Annotated in this window: 25 protein-coding genes; 16 read left to right on the plus strand and 9 right to left on the minus strand. The window is 67.2% G+C overall.

Annotated features, from left to right (window positions below):
* Window positions 1-3: 3 nt before the first annotated feature.
* Window positions 4-573 carry an EF-hand domain-containing protein gene (locus ACM2ZB_RS08775; RefSeq protein ID WP_416058196.1) on the minus strand — a complete coding sequence of 190 codons (570 nt, stop codon included), beginning with the start codon at window positions 571-573 and terminating at the stop codon, window positions 4-6.
* Between the two features lie 162 nt (window positions 574-735).
* On the opposite strand from ACM2ZB_RS08775, the gene ACM2ZB_RS08780 reads away from it, so the two are divergent.
* The 3 genes from ACM2ZB_RS08780 to ACM2ZB_RS08790 all read left to right on the plus strand — a co-directional run bounded on the left by ACM2ZB_RS08780 (window position 736) and on the right by ACM2ZB_RS08790 (window position 3,119).
* Entirely contained in the window at window positions 736-1,491 is a 756-nt protein-coding gene (locus ACM2ZB_RS08780; RefSeq protein ID WP_416058197.1) for an arginyltransferase, read from the plus strand.
* Window positions 1,492-1,529: 38 nt separating this feature from the next.
* Window positions 1,530-2,747 (plus strand): endonuclease/exonuclease/phosphatase family protein, encoded by a 1,218-nt coding sequence (locus tag ACM2ZB_RS08785; protein ID WP_416058198.1) that lies wholly within the window; start codon window positions 1,530-1,532, stop codon window positions 2,745-2,747.
* A 228-nt stretch (window positions 2,748-2,975) separates the two neighbouring features.
* Window positions 2,976-3,119 (plus strand): hypothetical protein, encoded by a 144-nt coding sequence (locus tag ACM2ZB_RS08790; RefSeq protein WP_313435382.1) that lies wholly within the window; start codon window positions 2,976-2,978, stop codon window positions 3,117-3,119.
* 169 nt (window positions 3,120-3,288) lie between these two features.
* Here ACM2ZB_RS08790 and purT read toward each other — a convergent pair whose 3' ends face one another.
* Window positions 3,289-4,476 carry a formate-dependent phosphoribosylglycinamide formyltransferase gene (gene purT, locus ACM2ZB_RS08795; protein WP_416058199.1) on the minus strand — a complete coding sequence of 396 codons (1,188 nt, stop codon included), beginning with the start codon at window positions 4,474-4,476 and terminating at the stop codon, window positions 3,289-3,291.
* A 132-nt stretch (window positions 4,477-4,608) separates the two neighbouring features.
* Here purT and ACM2ZB_RS08800 point away from each other — a divergent pair, with 132 nt between their 5' ends.
* The 6 genes from ACM2ZB_RS08800 to ACM2ZB_RS08825 are packed head-to-tail and all read left to right on the plus strand — an operon-like array spanning window position 4,609 to window position 8,589.
* A complete protein-coding gene (locus ACM2ZB_RS08800; RefSeq protein ID WP_313435380.1) occupies window positions 4,609-5,490 on the plus strand; it encodes an SPFH domain-containing protein in 882 nt (293 codons plus the stop codon).
* Window positions 5,491-5,532: 42 nt separating this feature from the next.
* Window positions 5,533-5,712 carry a hypothetical protein gene (locus ACM2ZB_RS08805; protein WP_049398902.1) on the plus strand — a complete coding sequence of 60 codons (180 nt, stop codon included), beginning with the start codon at window positions 5,533-5,535 and terminating at the stop codon, window positions 5,710-5,712.
* Complete coding sequence (locus ACM2ZB_RS08810) at window positions 5,709-5,888, plus strand: DUF4177 domain-containing protein (RefSeq protein ID WP_313435378.1); 180 nt, start codon at window positions 5,709-5,711, stop codon at window positions 5,886-5,888. Before ACM2ZB_RS08805 ends, ACM2ZB_RS08810 begins: the two co-directional genes overlap by 4 nt.
* Before the next feature lie 2 nt (window positions 5,889-5,890).
* Window positions 5,891-7,180 carry an alpha/beta fold hydrolase gene (locus tag ACM2ZB_RS08815; protein ID WP_416058200.1) on the plus strand — a complete coding sequence of 430 codons (1,290 nt, stop codon included), beginning with the start codon at window positions 5,891-5,893 and terminating at the stop codon, window positions 7,178-7,180.
* Window positions 7,177-7,773 (plus strand): hypothetical protein, encoded by a 597-nt coding sequence (locus tag ACM2ZB_RS08820; protein ID WP_416058201.1) that lies wholly within the window; start codon window positions 7,177-7,179, stop codon window positions 7,771-7,773. Before ACM2ZB_RS08815 ends, ACM2ZB_RS08820 begins: the two co-directional genes overlap by 4 nt.
* Before the next feature lie 9 nt (window positions 7,774-7,782).
* Window positions 7,783-8,589 (plus strand): D-alanyl-D-alanine carboxypeptidase family protein, encoded by an 807-nt coding sequence (locus ACM2ZB_RS08825; RefSeq protein WP_416058202.1) that lies wholly within the window; start codon window positions 7,783-7,785, stop codon window positions 8,587-8,589.
* Window positions 8,590-8,751: 162 nt separating this feature from the next.
* Here ACM2ZB_RS08825 and ACM2ZB_RS08830 read toward each other — a convergent pair whose 3' ends face one another.
* The 4 genes from ACM2ZB_RS08830 to ACM2ZB_RS08845 all read right to left on the minus strand — a co-directional run bounded on the left by ACM2ZB_RS08830 (window position 8,752) and on the right by ACM2ZB_RS08845 (window position 12,390).
* A complete protein-coding gene (locus ACM2ZB_RS08830) occupies window positions 8,752-9,123 on the minus strand; it encodes a DUF423 domain-containing protein (protein WP_416058203.1) in 372 nt (123 codons plus the stop codon).
* A 102-nt stretch (window positions 9,124-9,225) separates the two neighbouring features.
* Window positions 9,226-10,299, minus strand: coding sequence for an SRPBCC family protein (locus ACM2ZB_RS08835; RefSeq protein ID WP_313435370.1), 1,074 nt, complete (start codon window positions 10,297-10,299; stop codon window positions 9,226-9,228).
* A 244-nt stretch (window positions 10,300-10,543) separates the two neighbouring features.
* Window positions 10,544-11,185 carry a response regulator gene (locus tag ACM2ZB_RS08840; protein ID WP_108748925.1) on the minus strand — a complete coding sequence of 214 codons (642 nt, stop codon included), beginning with the start codon at window positions 11,183-11,185 and terminating at the stop codon, window positions 10,544-10,546.
* Window positions 11,185-12,390 (minus strand): sensor histidine kinase, encoded by a 1,206-nt coding sequence (locus ACM2ZB_RS08845; protein ID WP_313435367.1) that lies wholly within the window; start codon window positions 12,388-12,390, stop codon window positions 11,185-11,187. The genes ACM2ZB_RS08840 and ACM2ZB_RS08845 overlap by 1 nt, the downstream gene beginning before the upstream one ends.
* Before the next feature lie 149 nt (window positions 12,391-12,539).
* Between ACM2ZB_RS08845 and ACM2ZB_RS08850 the strand changes: the two genes are divergently transcribed.
* Genes ACM2ZB_RS08850 through ACM2ZB_RS08870 form a run of 5 tightly spaced genes read left to right on the plus strand, consistent with a single transcriptional unit; the run spans window position 12,540 to window position 15,563 of the window.
* Window positions 12,540-13,136 carry a GNAT family N-acetyltransferase gene (locus ACM2ZB_RS08850; RefSeq protein ID WP_416058204.1) on the plus strand — a complete coding sequence of 199 codons (597 nt, stop codon included), beginning with the start codon at window positions 12,540-12,542 and terminating at the stop codon, window positions 13,134-13,136.
* 8 nt (window positions 13,137-13,144) lie between these two features.
* Window positions 13,145-13,930, plus strand: a complete 786-nt coding sequence (minC, locus tag ACM2ZB_RS08855; RefSeq protein ID WP_416058205.1) for a septum site-determining protein MinC — start codon at window positions 13,145-13,147, stop codon at window positions 13,928-13,930.
* Between the two features lie 35 nt (window positions 13,931-13,965).
* Window positions 13,966-14,775, plus strand: a complete 810-nt coding sequence (gene minD / locus ACM2ZB_RS08860) for a septum site-determining protein MinD (protein ID WP_313435361.1) — start codon at window positions 13,966-13,968, stop codon at window positions 14,773-14,775.
* A 2-nt stretch (window positions 14,776-14,777) separates the two neighbouring features.
* A complete protein-coding gene (gene minE, locus ACM2ZB_RS08865) occupies window positions 14,778-15,038 on the plus strand; it encodes a cell division topological specificity factor MinE (RefSeq protein ID WP_005408532.1) in 261 nt (86 codons plus the stop codon).
* Between the two features lie 45 nt (window positions 15,039-15,083).
* Complete coding sequence (locus ACM2ZB_RS08870) at window positions 15,084-15,563, plus strand: hypothetical protein (RefSeq protein WP_416058206.1); 480 nt, start codon at window positions 15,084-15,086, stop codon at window positions 15,561-15,563.
* A gap of 118 nt (window positions 15,564-15,681) precedes the next feature.
* Here ACM2ZB_RS08870 and ACM2ZB_RS08875 read toward each other — a convergent pair whose 3' ends face one another.
* From ACM2ZB_RS08875 to ACM2ZB_RS08885, 3 genes are all read right to left on the minus strand, one after another.
* The gene (locus ACM2ZB_RS08875) at window positions 15,682-16,926 is read right to left on the minus strand and encodes a DUF819 domain-containing protein (RefSeq protein WP_416058207.1); all 1,245 of its coding nucleotides are present in this window, start codon (window positions 16,924-16,926) and stop codon (window positions 15,682-15,684) included.
* Window positions 16,927-17,052: 126 nt separating this feature from the next.
* The gene (locus ACM2ZB_RS08880) at window positions 17,053-19,131 is read right to left on the minus strand and encodes a prolyl oligopeptidase family serine peptidase (RefSeq protein ID WP_416058208.1); all 2,079 of its coding nucleotides are present in this window, start codon (window positions 19,129-19,131) and stop codon (window positions 17,053-17,055) included.
* Window positions 19,132-19,383: 252 nt separating this feature from the next.
* The gene (locus ACM2ZB_RS08885; protein WP_416058209.1) at window positions 19,384-21,348 is read right to left on the minus strand and encodes an OPT family oligopeptide transporter; all 1,965 of its coding nucleotides are present in this window, start codon (window positions 21,346-21,348) and stop codon (window positions 19,384-19,386) included.
* Between the two features lie 295 nt (window positions 21,349-21,643).
* Between ACM2ZB_RS08885 and ACM2ZB_RS08890 the strand changes: the two genes are divergently transcribed.
* Both ACM2ZB_RS08890 and ACM2ZB_RS08895 read left to right on the plus strand, forming a co-directional pair.
* Window positions 21,644-22,168: a hypothetical protein gene (locus tag ACM2ZB_RS08890; RefSeq protein WP_416058210.1), complete on the plus strand. Its 525-nt coding sequence runs from the start codon at window positions 21,644-21,646 to the stop codon at window positions 22,166-22,168.
* Window positions 22,169-22,259: 91 nt separating this feature from the next.
* Window positions 22,260-23,408: a DUF1624 domain-containing protein gene (locus tag ACM2ZB_RS08895; RefSeq protein ID WP_416058211.1), complete on the plus strand. Its 1,149-nt coding sequence runs from the start codon at window positions 22,260-22,262 to the stop codon at window positions 23,406-23,408.
* The last annotated feature ends 75 nt before the right edge of the window (window positions 23,409-23,483 follow it).

Here is a 23,483-nt window from a genome sequence, read left to right on the forward strand (position 1 = left end):
GATTCAGCGCGGCGGCTTCGGAGCACTGCCATCACGCGGGCCGCCGTGGCGCGGACCACCATGCATCGGGCCCTTGGCGGCATCGAACTCCGCCTTGCTCAGCTGGCCATCCTTGTTGGTGTCGGCGGCAGCGAACCAGGCATCACGGTGCTGCTTCATGCGCAGCTCGCGGTCGGCCTTGTCCAGGTAGCCGTCCTTGTTCACGTCCAGCTGGTCGAAGCGGGCGGCCAGGCGCGGGTCGGCCTTGGCTTCCTCACGGCTGATGCGGCCATCCTTGTTCACGTCCAGCTTGGCCATCCAGGCGCCGTGACCACCGCGGCGACCCTGCTTCCAGCGCGGCAGTTCGTCACGCGACAGCTTGCCGTCCTTGTTCTTGTCCAGTTCGTCGAACTTCGCGGCCAGGCGCGGGTTGGCGGCAGCCTCGCTGCGGTCGATGACGCCATCGCCATTGGTGTCCAGCTTGGCATGACGCTGCGCCGGGGCAATCGGGCTGGCCGGGGTATCGGCGGCCAGGGCGATGCCGGTGGCGGAGGTGCCCAGCAGCAGGGCCAGCAGCAGGGGGGTACGGATCATGGGGTCACTCCTCGATGGGGATTGCGTCATTGCGTCGGGGTGATCACTTCACCCTCGGGAGACAACAACGCCCGGCCGCGACATCGGTTGACGCAGCCCCCGGTTCCGTTCATCCGGCGGACAGTCGCGGCCATTGCGACACGCTGGGGCTATGCTGTGCCCATGGCGATACACGGTGACAGAGACGACGAACTGAGGCTGTTCCAGACCGGCGAGCACCCTTGCGGGTACTGGTCGGACCGCGTTGCGCGCGATCTGGTGCTGGACCCGCAGGACCGCCGCCTGGGCGGGCTGTACCCGCTGGCCCTGAGCTGGGGCTTCCGCCGCAGTGGCGATCTGGTCTACCGCCCGCACTGTGCGCAGTGCCATGCCTGCGTGGCCGTGCGCATTCCGGTGGCGCGCTTCGCCGCCGACCGCAGCCAGCGCCGCTGTGCCGCGCGTAACGCCGATCTGGAAGTGCGCATCACCGCTGCGATGCCGCGCCAGGACCTGTTCGACCTCTACCACCGCTACCTGACCCACCGCCACGCCAACGGCGGCATGGATGACCACGGCCCGCACGAATTCGAGCAGTTCCTGATCGGCAGCTGGTCGCACACCCGGTTCCTGGAAATGCGCCTGCCCGGCCACGATGGCCAGCCCAGCCAGCTGCTGGGGGTGGCGGTGACCGACGTGACCGAACACGGCCTGTCAGCGGTCTACACCTTCTTCGACCCGGACCACGCCGCGCGCGGCCTGGGCACCTTCGCGATCCTGCAGCAGATCGAATGGGCCCGCCGCGAGGCCCTGCCGCACCTGTACCTGGGTTACTGGATCCGTGGCCACCAGAAGATGGACTACAAGCGCCGCTACCGCCCGCTGGAGGCGTACGACGGCCGCCGCTGGCACGATTTCGACAGCGAACTGGACGGACGCTGACAAACCGCTGACACCGGGCCGGGTGCACAATACGGCCCATGAACATCACCCGCCGCCATCCCCTGATCCTCGCCCTGGCCCTGCTCTGCGGCGCCAGCGCCCCCGCCTTCGCCAAGTCCCCTGCGATGACCGAAAAGCCGTCCTCGACGCTGCGCCTGGCCACCTACAACACCTCGCTGTATTCGGATGATGCCGGCGGCCTGATCAAGGAGCTGGAAGGCGACAGCGAGCACGCGCGCAAGATCGCCGCGGTGCTGCAGCAGGTGCGCCCCGACCTGGTGCTGCTGAACGAATTCGACTTCGACGATGCCCATCGCGCCGCCGACCTGTTCCAGAAGCGCTACCTGGAAGTGGCCCAGCCCGGCGGCGGCAAGCCGCTGCACTTCGCCTACCGCTACCTGGCCCCGGTCAACACCGGCGTGCCCAGTGGCCTGGACCTGGACGGCAACGGCGTAGTGGGCGGCGAAGGCCGCAGCCGCGGCAACGATGCCTGGGGCTACGGCCTGCACCCCGGCCAGTACGGCATGCTGGTGCTGTCGCGCTACCCGATCGACGAAGCCAAGGTGCGCAGCTTCCAGCTGCTGAAGTGGAGCACGATGCCCGGCGCGATCCGCCCGGTCGACCCGCGTACCGGCAAGAGCTTCTACAACGACCAGGTGTGGTCGCAGCTGCGCCTGTCCTCGAAGTCGCATTGGGACGTGCCGGTGAAGACCCCGGCCGGCGTGGTGCACGCGCTGGTCTCGCACCCGACCCCGCCGGTGTTCGACGGCCCGGAAAAGCGCAACGCCGCGCGCAACCACGACGAACTGCGGCTGTGGCAGGAATACCTGTCGGCCGGCGACAAGCCGTGGCTGTGCGATGACAAGGGCCACTGCGGCGGCCTGGCCCAGGATGCGCGCTTTGTGATCTTCGGCGATCTGAACAACGACCCGGTGGACGGCGACGGTCGCCACGACGCCATCGTCAACCTGATCGAGAACGCGCGCGTGCTGCGCTACCCCACCCCGCGCAGCGTCGGTGGCGAGCAGACCAGCCTGGCCTATGCGGCCAAGGGCATCGTGCGCAAGGGTGCCCCGTTCCATGCCACCGGCGATTTCGGCCCGAAGTCCGGCACCATGCGCCTGGACTACGTGCTGCCGTCGACCGGCTTCGAGTACGTCGGCAGCGGCGTGTTCTGGCCGGCCAATGAAAGCCCGGAAGCGAAGATCGCCGACGGCAGCGACCACCACCTGGTGTGGGTGGACGTGAAGCCGTAACCGGCAGGCCGCCGGGCATGGCCCGGCGGTACCACCTGCTGGGGATGGTGTAGAGCCGAGCCCATGCTCGGCTGCTCCCTCGTCCTTTTTCGGTTCTGCTAGATTTCCGGTACAAGGACACGATGCCGGGGGTGGGCAGTGCACAGGAACGTGGTACTCATTCTTGCGGTTTTCAGTACCGTCGCCGTGGCGTGCTGGGTGCAACCGGTGCTGATGCAACTGGCGCCCTTGGTCCTGATCGGTTTGATCCCTGCAGGTGTCGCCTGCTGGAAGGGCTACGCCGACCGCTTCGGCACCTGGTGGATGTATGGCTCGGTGCTGTGGGCGGTGGCCATGATCCACGTGACCGTACTGCCCTGGCGCCATCGCTGACGCACGCACCCTGCTCGGGATGGCCCGGCGCTACCACCTGCTGGGGATGATGTAGAGCCGAGCCCATGCTCGGCTGCACCGCAGCGGTGTCCGGCCCTCAGAAAAGCAGCCGAGCGTGGGCTCGGCTCTACAGTCGGTTTGCGCCGGGCATGGCCTGGCGCTACCGCCGTTACGGCCGCAATTCGACGCCGATGGCTTCGGCGGCATCGCGCGCGATGGCGCGGGCCTCATCGATGGTTTCCGCACGCGCCAGGGTCACGCCCACGCGGCGGTGGCCATGCACGCTGGGCTTGCCGAACAGGCGCACGGCGGTGTCCGGCACCTGCAGCGCGGCGGCCACGTTGTTGAAGTACGGCACGCCTTCGCCGTGCGCCAGCAGCGCGCACGACGCCGATGCGCCGCTCTGGCGGATGACCGGAATCGGCAGGCCCAGGATCGCGCGTGCATGCAGCGCGAATTCGCTCAGCTCCTGCGACACCAGGGTGACCAGGCCGGTGTCGTGCGGGCGCGGCGACACCTCGCTGAACCACACATCGTCGCCCTTCACGAACAGCTCGACGCCGAACAGGCCCCAGCCACCCAGGTCATCGGTGATCGCGCGCGAGATTTCTTCCGCACGGGCCAGCGCGGCGCTGGACATCGGCTGCGGCTGCCAGCTTTCGCGGTAGTCGCCGTCCTTCTGCAGATGGCCGATCGGCGCGCAGAACGAGGTGCCCCCGGCATGGCGCACGGTCAGCAGGGTGATCTCGTAATCGAAATCGATGAAGCCTTCGACAATGCAGCGGCCGGCACCGGCGCGGCCACCGGTCTGCGCGTAGTCCCACGCCGGGGCGATGTCCGCTTCGCTGCGCAGGGTGCTCTGGCCCTTGCCCGAGGAGGACATCACCGGCTTGACCACGCACGGCAGGCCGATGGCTGCCACGGCGGCGCGGTATTCGGCTTCGGTATCGACAAAGCGGTACGGCGAGGTCGGCAGGCCCAGGGTCTCGGCGGCCAGGCGGCGGATGCCTTCGCGGTCCATGGTCAAGCGTGCGGCACGCGCGGTCGGGATCACCCGCAGGCCCTGCTCCTGTTCCAGCTGGACCAGGGTTTCGGTGTGGATGGCTTCGATTTCCGGCACCACCAGGTGCGGCTGTTCCTGGGCAATCAGCGCGCGCAGGGCCATCGCATCCAGCATGTCGATCACGTGCGAGCGGTGTGCGACCTGCATGGCCGGGGCATCGGCATAGCGGTCGGCGGCAATCACTTCCACGCCCAGGCGCTGCAGTTCGATGGCCACTTCCTTGCCAAGTTCGCCCGAGCCCAGCAGCAGCACGCGGGTGGCGGAGGGGGACAACGGGGTTCCAAGCTTGGCCATGGCGGGGGTCCGGCAGCGATGTGAAGGCGGGTGGGCATTCTATCCGGTCTGCCCCCGGCCAGCCGACGAACGGTACTTGCGGACTGATATCAATTTGATATCTTTTCATCGAACCCTCAAGGACGTACTGACATGAAAGAGAAGTCGCTTTCCTCCCCCAGCGGTCTGGGCATGCTGGCTCTCGCCCTGCTGGTCGTACTGGCCGGCGGCGCGCTGTTCGTGCTCGGTGTCGCGGCCAAGGCCAGCACCGGTTCGCCGAACCTGGCCATGATGTTCGGTGGCCTGCTGATCGCCGCGCTGGCGGTCTTCGCCATGGCCGGCCTGTACACCGTGCAGCCCAACCAGGCCGCGGTGCTGAGCCTGTTCGGCAAGTACGTGGGCACCGTGAAGGACAACGGCCTGCGCTGGAACAACCCCTTCTACAGCAAGCGCCGGGTCAGCCAGCGCGTGCGCAACTTCGAAAGCGGCAAGCTGAAGGTGAACGAGCTGGACGGCAGCCCGATCGAGATCGCCGCGGTGATCGTCTGGCAGGTGATCGATGCCTCCGAAGCGGTCTACAACGTGGACGACTACGAGAGCTTCGTGCACATCCAGTCCGAATCGGCGCTGCGTGCGATGGCCACCAGCTACCCGTATGACCAGCACGAGGAAGGCCAGCTGGCCCTGCGCAGCCACGCCAGCGAGATTTCCCAGCACCTGAAGAACGAACTGGCCGAACGCCTGGCCGATGCCGGTGTGCAGGTCCTGGACGCGCGCATCAGCCACCTGGCCTATGCCGCGGAAATCGCCCAGGCCATGCTGCAGCGCCAGCAGGCCAACGCGGTGATCGCCGCGCGCACCCGCATCGTTGCCGGCGCGGTGGGCATGGTCGAAATGGCCCTGGCCGAACTGCAGAAGAACGGCGTGGTGCAGCTGGACGAAGAGCGCAAGGCGCACATGGTCAGCAACCTGCTGACCGTGCTGTGCTCGGACCGCGGAACCCAGCCGATCGTCAACGCCGGTTCGCTGTACTAAACCCTCGCAACGGGGCGCCCCACCGCCCCGCCAGGAGCTTGCATGAGTGAGAAGAAAGCCTACCCGCTGCGTATCAACGCCGATGTCCTGGCCGCCGCGCAGCGCTGGGCTGACGACGAGTTGCGCAGCCTCAACGCGCAGATCGAATACGTGCTGCGCGACGCGCTGCGCAAGGCAGGACGCCTGCCCAAACCCAAGGCATCGCCGGAGGACAAGGAATGAGCAAGCGCTGGAGCTACCAGACCATCGAGGTCAAGACGTCCATGATGGGCGTACTCAAGCCCGAAGACGTACAGGCTGAACTCAGCCGCCAGGGGCAGCTGGGCTGGGAACTGGTCAACATCATCATCCCGGCGCCGATGCGTCCGGCCATGCTGGTCTTCAAGAAGGAACAGTAACCATGCGCCTGCGTCCCACCCTGTTTGCCGTCGCCCTGGCCGCCTTCAGCGGCGGCGCCCTCGCCGCCGGGCCACAGCAGGTGGCCACGCAGCTGCTGGACCACCTGCAGGCCGGGCGCATTGCCGAGGCCGAGGCCATGTTCACCCCGCAGATGGCCAGCGCCGTGCCGGCCGACAAGCTGCAGGGCCTGTGGCAGTCGCTGGGTGAGCTGAAGCAGCGTGGCAGCGCCCACAGCAGCGAACAGCAGGGCCTGCACCTGGTGGACGTGCCGCTGACGTTCGCCACCGGTGCGGTGATCGCGCAGGTGGCGGTGGACGCGCAGGACAAGGTGGCCGGCCTGCTGCTGCGCCCTGCCCCGCCGGCCAAGGCGCCGCCACCGCCGGCCGATGCCAACTACAGCGAAGCCGATTTCAGCATCCCGCAGGTGCGCGGCGCACTGCCCGGCACGCTGGCCCTGCCCAAGGGCAAGGGCCCCTTCCCGGCCGTGGTACTGGTGCACGGCTCGGGCCCGCAGGACCGCGACGAGACCATCGGCGGCAGCCGGCCGTTCCTGGATATCGCCCGCGGCCTGGCCGCGCAGGGCATCGCCGTGCTGCGCTACGACAAGCGGACACAGGCCCGCCCGCAGGACTTCCAGAGCGGCACGTTCACCGTCGATGACGAAACCACCGACGATGCCGTGGCCGCACTGACCGCACTGGCAGCCAACCCGCACATCGATGGCCGCCGCGTGTTCGTGCTGGGCCACAGCCAGGGCGGCATGCTCGCCCCGCGCATCGCCAGCCACTGGCCACAGGCGCGTGGCGCGATCCTGTGGGCGGCACCGGCCCGCACCCTGCTCGACCTGCTGCCCGAACAGAACCGCTACCTGCTCGGCCTGGACGGCCACATCAGCGCCGCCGAACAAGCCTTCCTGGACACGCTCGACGCGCAGATCGCCGCTGCGCGCGGCAGCGTGCCGGCTGCTGCCAGCGACCTGCCGCTGGGCGTGCCGCAGAGCTTCTGGAAGAGCATCGAGGCGGTCAACGCGCGCGCCGATGCGCAGGCCCTGCACAAGCCGCTGCTGATGCTGCATGGCGGCCGCGACTTCCAGGTGCCCGATACGGACTGGCAGCTCTGGAAGAAAGCACTCGGCAACCGCAGTGACGTGCAGTGGCAGGCCTATCCCGCGCTGAACCACATCGGCGTGGCCGGCAGCGGCCAGAGCACGCTGAAGGAATACACCACCGCCGGCCATGTGGATGCCCAGCTGATCGCCGACGTGGCGCGCTGGATTGGAGCACAGCAGTGAGCGGCAGTGATCCGCGCGCGTTCGAGGTGGCCGAAAGCTCGCCGCTGCGCGTGCTGTGGGTGGTGCTGCCGGTGCTGGTGATATTCGTCGGCAGCATCTGGGCGCAGATGGACCGGGTGCCCCGGCAACCGGCGCCATGGATGGAAATCACCCTGTCGCCGCCGTTCTTCCTGATGTGGGGCAGCGCGGCGTGGAGCCTGGCGCTGATCGCGCTGATCGGTATCAGCCTGGCGGTGTCCTTCTTCCGCCGCCGGGTGCTGCTGGACGGCAACGTGCTGGACGTGCGTTCGACGGTGTATCGCCGGCGCACGCCGGTGGCGGATCTGCAGCTGGACCAGGCCGAGGTGGTGGACCTGTCGAAGGACCGCCGCTATGGCATCCGCTTCAAGACCAACGGCTATGCCATGCCCGGCTTCTACTCCGGCCACATGCGCCTGAAGGGCGGCACGCATGGTTTTGCCCTGGTCACCGACCGCCGGCACACCCTGGTCATTCCGGTGCGCGGCGGCAGCACCCTGCTGCTGAGCCTGGAGCGCCCGCAGGTGCTGCTGGAGGCCCTGCGCAAGGTGGCCGCAGCGGCGCCCCGGCAGTAAGCTGCGGGCATGCACCGTCGCGCCTCCCTGCTGATCAATACCGAAGCCATCGAGCTCTGGCCGGCCGCCCTGCTGCGTGCGCGCAGCAACCTGGATGCGCGCCTGCTGGCGCAGGCACGCTGGGTGCTGCGGCGCAAGCAGGATGGCCGCTACCTGGCGGCCGTGCTGGAGCACGGCGTGCACTCACTGGTACCGCGGCTGCCGCGCGAACCCGGCGTGGAAGATGCCCTGGCACTGCTGGAACAGGCCCGCGCACGCCCCTTCGCCGCGACGCTGGAAGATCACTGGCTGCCGCTGGCGGGGCTGCAGCAGCGCCTGCAGCAGCTGGGGCTGGATGCACAGCGCTACGCCGATGACAGCGGCCTGCCGCTGGAAGCCGAACCCTGCGTGCTGCACCTGGCTGGGCGTGATCGCTTCGGCCGCCCGCTCTGGCTGCGCCGTGGCGCCGCACAGGGCTGGCGGCGCATGCGCCAGCACGCAGCGCGCGATGGCGTGGCGCTGGATGCGATTTCCGGCTTCCGCAGCCATGCCTACCAGCTGGGTATTTTCGAGCGCAAGCTTGCGCGCGGGCTGAGCGTGGCGGAGATCCTGAAGGTCAACGCCGCACCGGGCTTCAGCGAACACCACAGCGGCCACGCGCTGGATATCGGCACGCCAGGCGATGCGCCGGCGGAAGAAACCTTCGAGGCGACCGGAGCATTCGCCTGGCTGCAGGTCCATGCCGGCGGCCACGGCTTCGCGCTGAGCTACCCGCGCGACAACCCGCACGGCATCGTCTACGAGCCGTGGCACTGGTGCTGGAACGGATCGCTATAGCGCCGGGCCCATGCTTGGCTCCATCGCCGCGCCGATCAAAGGCAGCCGAGCGCGGGCTCGGCTCTACACGGTAGCGCCGGGCCGTACGGATCAAAGGCAGCCGAGCGTGGGCTCGGCTCTACAGGGCGCGCGCTGACCCGGCGGCCGTAGACGCAACGGCCGTCATCGCCTCAGCGCATTGATCGCCAGCAGCACCCAGCCCGCCATCAGGGTGGTGCCGCCCACCGGCGCCAGGCGGGTGGGCCATTGCCACAGCGCGCCACCGGCCAGGCTGCCGGAGAACAGCAGCACCCCCAGCAGCAGCACGTACAGGCCCAGATGGGCGATGGCCCCCTGCGCGCGCGGGCCCAGCGCCAGCAGCACCGCACCGTGGGCGAAGGCATACAGCGCTGCCATGTTCAGGTGCTGCTGGGCCAGCGGGTCGGCCACGCCGTGGGCGGCGTAGGCGGACAGGCCAATGGACGCTGCTGCCAGCAGCGCCCCCAGGCAGGCCAGCAGGGATGGCTTACGCGCGCGTCGTTCCGGGTTGAACATGGCTGCTCCTTGCACAGCGCCGCACAGGGCGCAGATCAAAAAAAAACGCGCCGCAGGAAGCGGCGCGTTTTCGTATCCAACACTACATGGGTCAGCCGAGGCTTACTTGACGGCCCAGTAGATGTCGTAGGTCGCTTCCGGGGTGAACGACTTGTCCAGACCGTCCTTCCAGGTTTCGTACGGGCGATCGACCACTTCCGAACCGTTGGTCACAGCCCAGGCACGCAGGGCGTTGCGGGCAACGTCCAGGCCAGCCATGTGGCCGGTGTAGGCCGCGTGGGCCGAACGGTGCGGAGCGACGCGGACGTACTTGACCGGAGCGCCGCCGTCGATCTTGACGGACAGTTCTTCGGCAGCAGCACCCTCGGCACCCTTCTTCTTCACCGGCTGGGCGATGTCGAAGGCGTACTTCTCAGCACCGAAATCGGTGGTGATGATGCGGAACGGGCCGGCGGCTTCAAGGCCATTGGCCTCCATCACGCGCTTGATCCATTCCTGGTTGTCCTTGATGGACTTGGTGATGGTGTCCTGGCCGCGATCAACGTTACCGGCATTGACGACCAGCAGGTCTTCGGCCGGCACATCGACGATGCCCAGATCGGTCAGCGGGGCTTCGGCGGTGCGGTAGTCGACGTTCGGCACGGTGGCCAGCATGTTCGCCATGCGCGACAGACCCATCTTGATGTCATCGCCGATCTGGCGGCTGACATACAGGCCTGCGTAACGACCGAACAGGTCGAAGCCGTACTTCACCGAGTAATCCTGGGTGATCTTGACGTTACGGCCACCCTTGCCGGTCGGCTCCAGGGTGAAGGTGCTGACCTTGTCGTGACCCTTGGTCGGGTCTTCGATGGCGATCACAACACGCTTGTTCTCTTCCGACTCGGTGATCTTCCAGGAACCGTTGCCCAGGTCCTTGGAGGAGAAGTCGAGGGTGGCACCGACGCCGGAGGCCGGGCCGGACAGCTTCAGGTCAACGGCGGGATCGCGCAGTACCAGCGGGTTCCAGTCCTTGAAGCGGCGCAGGCTGTTGACCGTGTCGTACACGATCGTCATCTTGCGGTTGGTCTCGATGCTTTCGGTGATGTGACGCTCGCCCGGCAGACAGACGCCAATAATGACGAACAGGCCAGCCACGATCCCCAAGGCGATCAGGAACTCGATAATACGGGTCATTCAGAGAGTCTCCGGGGCCGATCCCACGGCCGGGTTGATTGAAGCGAAGCGCCAATCCTAGCAGGCTTCGCGGGCATTGTTTATCGGGATTGGCGCACCGGTTTCCGTGCCGGCAGCGCATTTGTATGGACAAAGATTTTGAAGGGTAACGCATCCGGGCCGCGCGCGGGCCACCCGGATGCAGGGGCCATCCCGCCGGGAGGCCCCCAAAATCACCCAAACCCTTGTCCTGAAAGGATTTTCCCTAGACCAACTGGAGTTCGAACGCCTTCAACACGGCGCGCGTACGGTCGCGTACGCCCAGCTTGGACAGGATGTTGGACACGTGGTTCTTGATGGTTCCTTCGGCGACCCCCAACGAGTTGGCGATCTCCTTGTTGGAGAAACCGCTGGCCATCAGCCGCAGGATCTCGGTTTCACGGTCGGTCAGCGGGTCCGGGCGGTCCAGGCTGACGAAGTCGTTGCGCATGTGTTCCAGGCCCGACAGCAGGCGCTGGGTCACCGCCGGCTGCACCAGCGAGCCGCCGTCGGCTACGGTGCGGATGGCCCCCACCAGCTGTTCCAGGGTGACGTCCTTGAGCAGGTAGCCCTTGGCCCCGGCCTTCAGCCCGGCCAGCACCAGCTGGTCATCGTCGAAGGTGGTCAGGATGATGGTCGGTGGCAGCTGTTCCTGCCGCGACAGCACCTGCAGCGCCTCCAGCCCCGACATCACCGGCATGCGCATGTCCATCAGGACCACGTCCGGGCGGACCTGCGGCACCAGCTCGACGGCCTGGCGGCCATCGGCGGCTTCGGCCACCACTTCGATGCCGTCGTCGAGCGCCAGCAGGGAGCGGATTCCCTGCCGCACCAGGGTTTGGTCATCGACCAGGCAGACGCGAATCATCAACGCACTCCTTCAGGAACCTGGGTAAGGGCCGCCAGCACCGTCGCCGGGACCGTGGCCCGCAGGCGGAAACCATCGCCGGGGCGGGTATCCACCTGCAGCTGGCCGCCACATTGTTGCAGGCGTTCGCGCATGCCGCGCAAGCCATTGCCCACATTGACCATTTCCGCGCCGACGCCATCGTCGCGGGCCTCGATCACCACCCGCCCGGGGGCTTCACGGTACACCTTGATCCACAGGTGCCGCGCATGGGCGTGGCGCACGGTGTTGGTGATGATTTCCTGGGTGCAGCGCAGCAGCACGTGGGCCCGCTGCGGGTCTTCCACGTTCAGCGGCTCCTCGATGTCCAGCTGGATGTCCAGCGAGGGCACGTTTTCGGTCAGCGGGCGCAGCGCGGCGGCCAGGTCGATCGCCCCGGTCTCGCGCAGCTGGCTGACCACTTCGCGCACATTGCCCAGCAGCAGCTTGGCCAGGGTGTGCGAGCGCTTCACGTGGTCCAGCGCCTGGCCCTCGGCCAGATGCCCGGCCACTTCGAGGTTCAGGGTCAGCGCGGTCAGCTGGTGGCCCAGCACATCGTGCAGTTCGCGGGAGATGCGGGTGCGTTCATTGACCCGCGCGCTTTCGGCCAGCAGGGCGCGGGTGGCGCGCAGTTCGGCATTCAGCAGGCGCTGCTCGTCGCGCGCCTCGGCCTGGCGGCGGGCGACCAGGGCGATGACGAACACGAAGCTGGAAAAGCCCATGTAGCCCATGGCCTGCAGCACGGCGATGACCGGCGGGAAGCCCAGCGGCTTGATGTAGACCGGCAGCACGGCCAGGTTGCTGGCCACCAGCCAGACCACGCCGATGCGCGGCCCGAGCAGCCACGGCAGCAGGCCGGCCACGACCATCAGCAGGATGCTGCCCAGCGCGGTGCCGGAGAAGTAGCTGACGCCAATGGCGCAGGCGGTGAGCAGGATCAGCGCGGCGTGGTCGAAGAAGCCTGGGCCGCTTTCGCCCAGATCGCGGGTCAGGCCCCAGTAGACCACCCCGAAGGCCAGGTAGGCCGATGCCCAGGGGATGAGCCGGTAGCCGGCCTCGCCATCCAGGCTTTCCAGGGTGAGCGAAACCGGGTCGATCAGGTAGATCGCCAGCCAAAGGCCAACGGTGCCCCAGGTGAACAACCCGGAGTAGCGCAGCATCGCATTGTGGTTCAGTCGGGCCAGCATGGCCCATCGTAGCCTGTGTGCGGTTGGCCCCAAGGGCATAAAGTCATGCCCGGCCCCGCCCCCTGTTCATGCCGCAGCCCACCCCGGGCATGCAATAATCGTGCGCAGGGTCCGTTGATGGACCAACCGCGTTACCCCACGGAGTCACAATGTCGATTGTCATCCGCGACGTGCGCGAGCACGAGCTCGATTCCGTCCTGGCTTTGAACAACAATGCAGGCCTGGCCATCCTTCCGCTGGATGCCGCACGCCTGCACCTGTTCTACGAAACCGCTGAATATTTCCGCGTCGCCGAGCGCGACGGCAACCTGGCCGGCTTCCTGATCGGCTTCGGCAGCGACAGCCAGCACGACAGCAGCAACTTCGCCTGGTTCAAGCAGCAGCTGGACACTCCCTTCTTCTATATCGACCGCATCGTGGTCGCCAGCCGCCGCCGCGGCGGTGGCGTCGGCCGTGCGTTCTATGCCGATGCGCAGAGCTTTGCCGAGCTGCGCTACCCGCAGATGACCTGCGAGGTGTTCCTGGACCACGGCGCCGATGCCGCCCTGCTCTTCCACGGCAGCTTCGGCTTCCGCGAGCTGGGCCAGAACACCATGCCGCATGTGGACGTGCGCGCCAGCATGCTGGCCAAGGAACTGTGCAGTTACCCGTGGGTGCAGGACACCTACGGCGGCAAGCTGCCGGATGTGGCATGGGCGCGTGACCGGCAGCTGCCGGTGCAGGCACAGCGGCCGACGGGGACCTGAGCGTGGCGGTGAATTTCGATTACGAACAGGCCGGTGAACTGAAGATCGGCCAGGTGGGCATTGCCAACCTGCGCATCCGTACCCTTGATGTCGAACGCCTCGTGCAGGAAATGCAGGAACGCGTGAACCGTGCGCCGAAGCTGTTTGGCCGCGCGGCGGTCATCCTCGATTTCGGCGGCTTGAGCCAGGTGCCCGACGTGGCCACCGCGCAGGCGCTGGTGGACGGGCTGCGGGGCGCCGGCGTGCTGCCGGTGGCGCTGGCCTACGGCACCACCGCCATCGACCTGCTGTCGCAGCAGCTGGGCCTGCCGCTGCTGGCCAAGTTCCGCGCGCAGTACGAACGTGCCGAGGCCGAGCCGGCCCCGCCGCCGCCCGCTGCGCCCGCACCCGCACCGCGTCGCGCCGCCAAGGCCGAACCGGCCCCGGCCGCACCGGTGGGCAAGGCCCCCGACGCCGCCGCGCCGCAGCCGGGCCGCATGCAGCTGGGCAACGTGCGTTCGGGCCAGCAGCTGTACGCGGAAAACTGCGACCTGACGGTCATGGCCACCGTCGGCGCCGGCGCCGAGGTCATCGCCGACGGCAGCATCCATATCTACGGCACCCTGCGCGGCCGCGCGCTGGCAGGGGCCCAGGGCAACACCGCGGCGCGCATCTTCTGCCGCGATTTCCATGCAGAACTGGTCGCCATTGCGGGCCATTACAAGGTACTGGACGATGTGCCGGACAACCTGCGCGGCAAGGCCGTGCAGGTGTGGCTGGAACAGGACCAGATCAAGATCGCTGCGCTGGACTGACGCAGCACCCAAACAGAATCATCAGGAGAAGTCCTTTGGCTGAAATCATCGTAGTCACCTCCGGCAAGGGCGGCGTCGGCAAGACCACTTCCAGCGCGAGCCTGGCCTGCGGCCTGGCACGGCGCGGCAAGAAGGTGGCCGTGATCGACTTCGACGTCGGCCTGCGCAACCTCGACCTGATCATGGGTTGCGAACGCCGCGTGGTGTACGACTTCGTGAACGTCGTGCACGGCGAAGCCACCCTGAAGCAGGCCCTGATCAAGGACAAGCGCTTTGACAACCTGTACGTGCTGGCCGCTTCGCAGACCCGCGACAAGGATGCGCTGACCCAGGAAGGCGTGGGCAAGGTGCTGAAGGACCTGGCCGCCGACGGCTTCGACTACATCATCTGCGACTCGCCGGCGGGCATCGAAAAGGGCGCGTTCCTGGCCATGTACTTCGCCGACCGCGCGGTGGTGGTGGTGAACCCGGAAGTGTCCTCGGTGCGCGACTCGGACCGCATCATCGGCCTGCTGGATTCGAAGACCCACAAGGCCGAATCGGGCCAGGACGTGCCGGCCTTCCTGCTGCTGACCCGCTACACCCCGGTGCGCGTGGAAAGCGGCGAAATGCTCAGCATTGCCGACGTGGAAGAAGTGCTGGGGCTGAAGGCCATTGGCGTGATCCCCGAATCGGGCGACGTGCTCAACGCATCCAACAAGGGTGAACCGGTGATCCTGGATGTCGAATCCGCCGCCGGCCAGGCCTACGACGATGCCGTCGCGCGCATCCTGGGCGAAGAACGCCCGATGCGCTTCACCAGCGTGGAGAAGAAGGGCTTCTTCAGCAAGCTGTTCGGAGGGTAAGCATGGGCCTGTTCGATTTCCTCAAAGCGAAGAAGACCACCGCCGAAACCGCGAAGAACCGCCTGCAGATCATCATCGCGCAGGAACGCAGCCACCGCGGTGGCCCGGACTACCTGCCGCTGCTGCAGCGCGAGCTGCTGGAAGTGATCAAGAAGTACGTCAACATCGATGTCGACGCGGTAAAGGTCGACCTGGTGAAGGATGGCCAGCACGACGTGCTGGACATTTCCGTGGCGCTGCCTGAAGGTCCGGACAAGCCCTGACCCCCTGCCCCGCCCGTGCCTGCACGGGCGGGGTGCGTGAACTGCATGACTGAATCCTCTACCGCCGTGGACGTCACCTGCGTGGGCGATATCGCCTTCGCCGATGCGCAGCGCCTGCTCGCCGCGCACGACCTGCGCCTGCACCACGTGGCGGCCGGTGCGCCCATTCCCGGAAGCTACTGGGGCGAGCCCGAAGCCGGCATCATCGCCAGCGACGTGTACGTGCGCGACGACACCCCCGTGCACTCGATGCTGCACGAAGCCTGCCACCTGATCGTGCTGCCGCCCGAGCGGCGCGCGCAGGTGCATACCGACGCCACCGATTCGGTGCCCGAAGAAGACGCGACCTGCTATCTGCAGATCGTGCTGGCCGCGCAGTTGCCCGGCGTGGGCAGCGAACGGCTGATGGCCGACATGGATACGTGGGGGTATACGTACCGGCTGGGGTCCACCAAGGCGTGGTTCGAGCAGGATGCCGAAGACGCGCGGGCGTGGTTGATCGAACGCGGGTTGCCGGTGGCGTGAAGCATCCACGCATGGCGTGGCTCTACTGTAGAGCCGAGCCCATGCTCGGCTGCTCTTCGCCGTTACCAGCGCGAGTGCAAAACCCAAAGCAGCCGAGCATGGGCTCGGCTCTACAGGATCACCCCTGACCGGCCAGCGCGCGCAGGGTGATGCCGACGATGTAGGCCAGATACGTGCCGGTGGCATAGCCCATCGTGCCCAGCAGCACGCCCACCGGCGCCAGCGCCGGATGGAACGCGGCCGCCACCACCGGTGCCGAGGCCGGGCCACCGATGTTCGACTGCGAGCCGATGGCGAAATAGAAGAACGGCACCTTCAGCAGCTTGCCCAGGCACCACAGCAGGGCGATATGCACGGCAATCCAGATGATGCCCAGCAGGAACAGCCACGGGCGGTCCAGCAGCGCCAGCAGGTCCATCTGCATGCCGATGCAGGCGATCAGGAAGTACAGCAGCAGCGAGCCCAGGCGCGAAGCGCCCGCCCCTTCCAGGGTGCGCGCACGGGTGAAGCTCAGGCTCAGGCCCAGCGTGGTCGACAGCACCACCACCCACACGAACGGTGCGTCCAGGCTGAACTGCGAAGCCCAGCTGACGTTGGCCTTGAACCACGCCGCCAGCGGCGCGCCGATGGCATGCGACAGGCCCACGCCACCGAAGGCCACCGCCACGATCAGCATCAGGTCGGTCAGGCTGGGAATGCGCTCGTGCTCGGCCTGGAAGCGCGCGATGCGCTCCTTCAGTTCATCGATGGCCGAAGTATCGGCACCGCTGCGCGCATCGATCTTTGCCGCACGACCGGCCAGGAAGATCAGCGCGGCCATCCACACATAGCCCACGCCGACATCGACCACGGCGAACTGGCCGAAGGTGGTCGCATTGACGTCGAACACTTCGCGCATCGCCAGCATGTTGGCACCGCCGCCGATCCAGCTGCCGGCCAGTGCCGCCATGCCGGCCCAGGTATCGCCGGCCACGGTATCGGGATGGATCGCGCGCATCACCAGGAACGCTACCACCGCGCCCAGCATGATGCTGGCCGAGGCGCCCAGGTACATCAGCACCAGCTTCGGGCCCAGCCGCAGGATGCCCTTGATGTCCACCGCCAGGGTCAGCAGGATCAACGCCGCCGGCAGCAGGATGTCGCGCGCGATCGGGTTGTAGAGCTTGGTGTTCTGGCCGTCGATGAGGCCGACGGTGTTGTAGATGCCGGGAATGAGGTAGCACAGCAGCAGGGCCGGCACGAAGGTGTAGAAGCGCTTCCACGCACCTTGTTCGCGCGAGGCGGTCCAGAACACGGCACCGAGGGTGGCGGCGATCAGGCCGAAGACGACGATGTCGTTCTGGATCAGGGCGGTCGAAGGCATGCAGGCGCTCGTGTAGAGCCGAGCCATGCTCGGCTGCTGTTGGCGGGAAAGGAGGCACAGAGCAGCCGAGCATGGCTCGGCTCTACAAAAAGCCGGGCGCCGCCACGAGGGCGGCGCCGGTAACGCTTATTCGCCGATGTGCTGCTTCAGCCAGGCATTGACGGTGTCATGCCACAGGATGCTGTTGTTCGGCTTCAGCACCCAGTGGTTCTCGTCCGGGAAGTACAGGAACTTCGATTCGATGCCTTGGCGCTGGGCGGCGGTGAACGCGGCCAGGCCCTGCTCGACCGGAATGCGGAAGTCCTGCTGGCCGTGGATGACCAGGATCGGCTTCTTCCAGTCGGCCACGTGGTTGACCGGGTTGAACTTCTCGAAGTTGGCTGCCTTCTGGTACGGGGTGCCGCCCTGCTCCCACTCGGTGAACCACAGTTCTTCGGTGGCGTAGCCCATCATGCGTTGGTCGAACACGCCGTCATGGTTGACCAGGCACTTGAACGGGCTGTTCCAGTTGCCGGCGATCCAGTTGACCATGAAGCCGCCGTAGCTCGCACCCAGCGCACAGGCCTTGTCACCGTTGAGGAAGGAATACTTCTTCAGCGCCGCATCCCAGCCCTTCTGCAGGTCTTCCAGCGGGCGGTCGCCCCAGTGCTGGCTGATCGCATCGGTGAAGGCCTGGCCGTAGCCGGTGGAACCGTGGAAGTCGATCATGACCACGGCATAGCCCTGGCCGGTGTAGGTCTGCGGGTTCCAGCGGTAGCTCCAGCCGTTGCCGAAGCTGCCCTGCGGGCCGCCGTGGATCAGGAACGCGACCGGGTAGGACTTGCCTTCCTGGTAGTTGTGCGGCTTGACCACGTAGCCGTGCACGGTGTCGTTGTTCCAGCCCTTGAACGAGAACTGCTCGAAGTCGCCGAAGTTGACGTCCTTCAGCACTTCGCCAGCGGCCGGGGTCAGCGCGCGCAGTTCGCCGATCGGCTGGCCAGCGACCGGCAGCATGCCGACCAGCACCTGGTCGTTGCTCTTCAGGCTGTTGCGGGTGATGGCCACGCTGTTGCCGGCCACGCTGACCGAGGACACGGTGCCATCGCCGATCACCTTGGTGGCCTTGCCGCTGGCCACGTCGATCTGGAACAGCGGGTGCTCGCCCAGGTCGTCGGTGGTGGTGTAGATGCTGGCGCCATCGGCGGACAGGTTGATCTCACCGGCCGAACGATCCCACTGCGGGGCGATCTCGCGGGTCTTGCCGCTGGCCAGGTCCATCGCCATCAGGCCGAAGCGGTCGGCTTCGAAGCCCGGGCGCTTCATGGCGCGGTAGAACAGGGTCTTGCCGTCGGCGCTGAACACCGGGCCGGCATCCCAGGCGGGGTTGGCGGCGGTCAGGTTGACCGGCGCCTGCTTGCCGGCGGCATCGAAGCGGTACAGGTCGAAGTTGGTCGACCACGGTTCTTGCTTGCCGGCCACACGGATGCTGGCGACCACGCTGGCGCCATCCGGCGACCAGGTGAAATCGTCATTGCCGCCGAACGGCTTGGACGGTGCGTCGCCGTCGATGGTCGCGCTCAGCGCCGAGGCGCCCTTCACCGGGCCGGCCTTGGCCGCCGGCAGCGGCGCCACGAACAGGGTGTTGCGACGGCCATCATTCCAGGTGTCCCAATGGCGCACGAACAGCGAATCGAAGACCTTGCCGCTGGCCTTGGCGTCGGCCACGTCCTTGAGCTTCTTTTCGGTGCAGGCCAGGTCCGAGGCACAGGCCTGGAACACGCCGGCGCTGAACAGCACGCGGTCGTCCTGCGGCGAGACGTGGTAGCTGTCCACGTCCACCGGGAAGTCGGTCAGCTGGCGCGGGGTGCCGCCGCTGATCGGCTGCGCGTACAGCTGCTGGCTGCCGTTCTTGGCGCTGAGGAAATAGACGGTCTGGCCATCGGCCGACAGCGAAGCCGAATTGACGTTCCAGCCAGCCGGAGTGATCTGCTTCGGCGGGGCTGCATCACGCGTGCGCAGGTTGCGTGCGAACAGGGCGGTGCTGGACTTGAGGTTGGCATCGGTGCTGCGCTTGGCGAACACCACGGTGCCGCCGTCGGCGGTCAGGACCGGGGCGGAGACGCGATCCATGGCCACCATGTCGCGGACTTCCAGGCCACGGGCAGCGGCGACGCTGGGCAGGGCGGCCAGAAGGCTCAGTGGCAGCAGGGCATGACGCAGTTTCATCGGGGTCTCCGCAGGACGGCAAAAAACCGATGGTAGGCCTGCGCGGGCGGGGCTGCCAAGGCCATCGGTCATGGCTGCCCGCGTGGGTTCGTCCCACCGCCAGAAAAAGCAAACCCCGCCGTGGCGGGGTTTGCGGGGGGCACCGGGGTCGGATCCGATTCCGCAGGAATCGGCTCTGACCCCTGCCCAGCGTCGGACGGCGAACCCGGGGTCAGAGCCCTTCCCGTCGGGAAGGGGTCCGACCCCTTGGCACTACGCCATGGCGCGCTTGCCGGTGCGGTAGATCAGCAGGCCCACCAGGAACAGCACGGCCAGGCCGAACCACTGCGCGGCCGGCAGGTGGAACGGCAGGGCCAGCACATCGGCGCGGCTGCTGATCACGATCGGCACGGCAATGGCGATACCCATCAGCGCCTCGCCGGTGATCAGGCCGGCGGCGAACAGCACGCCCGGCTTGTGCACGCGGTCGCGGCCTTCTTCGTCGTCGGCACGCACCTTGTGGAAGCGCTCGACCAGATAGGCGATCAGGCCGCCCAGGAAGATCGGCACCATCAGTTCCAGCGGCAGGTAGATACCGATGGCGGCGGCCAGCACCGGCACGCGGAAGCGCGAGTTGCGCGACTTCAGCCAGCTGTCGAAGGCGATGATGACCGCACCAACCACGGCACCGATGCCGATGAAGGTCCACGGCAGTTCGCCACCGAACAGACCCTTGGCCACCGACGCCATCAGGTTCGCCTGCGGGGCGGCCAGCGCGTTCGGGTGCAGCTCGGACTTCACGCCGATGCCGTAGGCCGTGGCCAGCAGGTTCAGCACCGGGGCCATGATCAGCGCGCACGAGAACGCACCGATGCCCAGCATCAGCTGCTGCTTCCACGGGGTGGCACCGACGATGTAGCCGGCCTTGAGGTCCTGCAGGTTGTCACCGCCCACCGCGGCGGCGCAGCAGACCACCGCGCCGATCATGATGGCGGCCACCGCACCCAGCGGCGCACCACCGGCACCCACCGGCTTCAGGCCATCGGCGCCCAGCAGCACGACCAGCACGGCCGAGGCGAACAGGATGGTGGAGATGGTGATGCCCGAGACCGGGTTGTTGGACGAACCGATCAGGCCGGCCAGGTAGGCCGACACCGACACGAACAGGAAGCCGGCGACGATCATGATGATGGTCATCGGAATGGACACGTGCCACTGGCCGACGATGGCCTGGTACAGGGCCAGCAGCGGCAGTACGAAGACCACCAGGGCGACCAGCATCCACTTCATCGGCAGGTCGCGTTCGGTATGCGCCAGCACCGGGCCGCCACTCTTGCGCGCGGCGGCGAAGCCGCTCTTGACGCCGTTCAGCAGCGACTTGCGCAGCGAGATCAGGGTCCAGATGCCGCCGATCAGCATCGCGCCGACACCCAGGTAGCGCATCTTCGCGCCCCAGATGGCAAACGCGGCCTCGGTGGACGAGGCGGCGGCGACCGACGCGGCCAGGGCCGGATCGGTGTTCATGAAGAACGCCTGGTAGATCGGGATGGCGATGTGCCAGGTCAGGATCGAGCCGGACACGACCACGATGCCGACATTCAGGCCGACGATGTAGCCCACGCCCAGCAGCGCCGGCGACAGGTTGGTGCCGATGAAGGCGGTGATCTTCGAGCTGCCGACGTAGGCCGAGGTCGACCAGGCATCGGGGATCAGGCGCAGGCCGCTTTCGGCGGCCAGCTTGACGAAGGCACCGATGACGGCCGACAGGCCGAGGATCTTCAGGCCCGGGCCGGGGTTTTCACCGGCCTTGAGCACTTCGGCCGCGGCCTTGCCTTCCGGGAACGGCAGCGGGTCTTCGACGATCATCGAGCGGCGCAGCGGCACCGAGAACAGCACGCCCAGCAGGCCGCCCAGGCCGGCGATGCCCAGCACCCACCAGTACTTGAAGTCCGGCCAGTAGCCCATGATGACCAGCGCCGGGATGGTGAAGATGACACCTGCGGCGATGGACGAACCGGCCGAGGCGCCGGTCTGCACGATGTTGTTTTCGAGGATGGAACCACCGCCCAGCAGGCGCAGCACGCCCATGGAAATGACCGCCGCGGGAATGGCGGTGGCGATGGTCAGGCCTGCGAACAGACCGAGATAGGCGTTGGCCGCCGACAGCACCACCGCCAGCACGATGGCCAGGGCCACTGCGCGGAAGGTGAGCTGCTTGGGCGCAGCGTCATGGTTCATGGAAGCCCCTGCTGGCAAAAAATCCCTTGCACGCTAGCGTTCAGGGGGCGGCAAGTCCAGTGCGGTTCGGGACGGTTGCGGCCGGGCGGCCAGTGGGATAGTCGCATTTGGCCAAAGTCAGCCAATGCACCAGGCGCATCAGGCACATCCCGGTGGCCTACGGGGCACCGCGGCCCCCTTGTCCCGCATGGTCCAGGCCAGCAAGCCCTGCTGCATTGCAGCCAGCACCGTTTGAAGTGACTCAACGACTCATGCAACGTGTCCATGATCTGCCCCCACGACGCCGAGGCGACCCATGAACAGCGCACTTCGGGTCTGCCCGGTCAAATCACCAGCCATGGCCATCGCGGCCCTGTTCTGCCTGATGCCACTGAGTGATCACGCCTCTGCCTGGAGTCGGGTTGGCGCGGTCGAGGTCACCGACCATGCCGGCACACCCTGTTTCGGGCTGCCAAAGAAGGAACGCAAGCGTATCGGCAAGACGCCGCAGGTGTACGGTGTGGAGGTGCATGACGCGATTTCGCCACCACTGCGGCGGCAATGGTCTTTCTACTTTGAGCATCCCGCGTCACTGCCGCTTCCACCCGGAGCCTGCGTGCTCTACGGCGAAGTACCAGACAACGCCATGGCAAGACAAACGGCCATGCCACTGCAACCTGGACGCCTGTACGACGTCTCGATGTCGGCCACCAGGACCGGCGCCACCCAATTCCACAGCGCCCGATTCTGCGTGAAGGCGCACCCCGACGGGAGCCTGCGAGCGATCCAGGTTCAGTACGACAAGGCGCTGAGCTGGAGTCCCGCCGTCTGCCTGCCCTGAGCGGGCAGGTACTCGCGTCCACAGCTCCCGGTGCGTGCTGGAAACAGGTTATTGTTATGTTATATCCTGTCACGCCACTCGAGCATTACACGTGGCTCCAACGCCCTCTCCCCGGCTGGCCTCCATCGACCAGCTGCGCGGCACCGTGATGCTGCTGATGCTGCTCGACCACGTGCGCGAGACCTTCTTCCTGCAGTACCAGGTCAGCGACCCGATGGACGCGGCCAGCGTCTCCCCTGCCCTGTTCGCCTGCCGCCTGCTGGCCCATCTGTGCGCGCCGGTGTTCGTGCTGCTGACCGGCCTGTCGGGTTGGCTGTACGGCCAACGCCAGGCCGATCCGCGCCGGGCCATCGCCACCTTCCTGCTCAAGCGCGGCCTGTTCCTGGTGGTGCTGGAGCTGACCCTGGTGAGCTTCGCCTGGACCTTCCAGTTCCCGCCGGACACCCTCTACCTGCAGGTCATCTGGGCCATCGGCCTGAGCATGATCGCGCTGGCCGGCCTGCTGTGGCTGCCGCGCCCTGCCCTGCTGGTGCTGGGCGTGCTGCTGGTGGCCGGCCACAACCTGTTCGATGGCCTGCGCGTGGAAGGCAACGGCGTGCTGGCGGTGCTGTGGAAGGTGCTGCACCAACGCGACTGGATTGAAACCGGCGTGCTGCGCCTGCGTACGTCCTACCCGGTGCTGCCGTGGGTCGGGGTGATCGCCCTGGGCTACCTGATGGGGCCGTGGTTCGCCCGCGACCGCGACCCGGCGCAGCGCCAGCGATGGCTGCTGTGGGCCGGGCTGGGCGCACTGGCGGCCTTCGCCCTGCTGCGCCTGGCCAACGGTTACGGCGAAGCGCCGTGGCAGCACCAGGACAGCGCCCTGCGCACCTGGATGAGCGTGTTCAACGTGACCAAGTACCCGCCGTCGCTGCAGTTCCTGCTGCTGACGCTGGGCGCGGGCCTGTTGCTGCTGCGCCTGTACGAATGGGCGCCGCTGGCGCGCGCGCTGCGCCCGCTGGCCGACATCGGCGCGGCGCCGATGTTCTTCTACCTGCTGCACCTGTACGTGCTGAAGCTGCTGTACCTGGTCGCGCTGGCAACCTGGGGCCCGACTCACGGCAATCTGTACGCACTGGATTCGGTGGCCGGCCTGCTGCTGGTGGCCTGTGCGCTGGCGGTGCTGCTATACCCGCCGACGCTGGCGTTCGGTCGCTTCAAGGCGCGCCGCCGCGACCTGGCGTGGTTGCGGTACCTGTGATCGACCGCGCGGGATGAGCGCCATCCACGCATGGCGTGGATCTACTGGGAGCGCCGGGCCATGCCCGGCGTTGTA

The sequence above is a fragment of the Stenotrophomonas maltophilia genome, assembly GCF_047782825.1.
Classification (GTDB): Bacteria; Pseudomonadota; Gammaproteobacteria; order Xanthomonadales; family Xanthomonadaceae; genus Stenotrophomonas.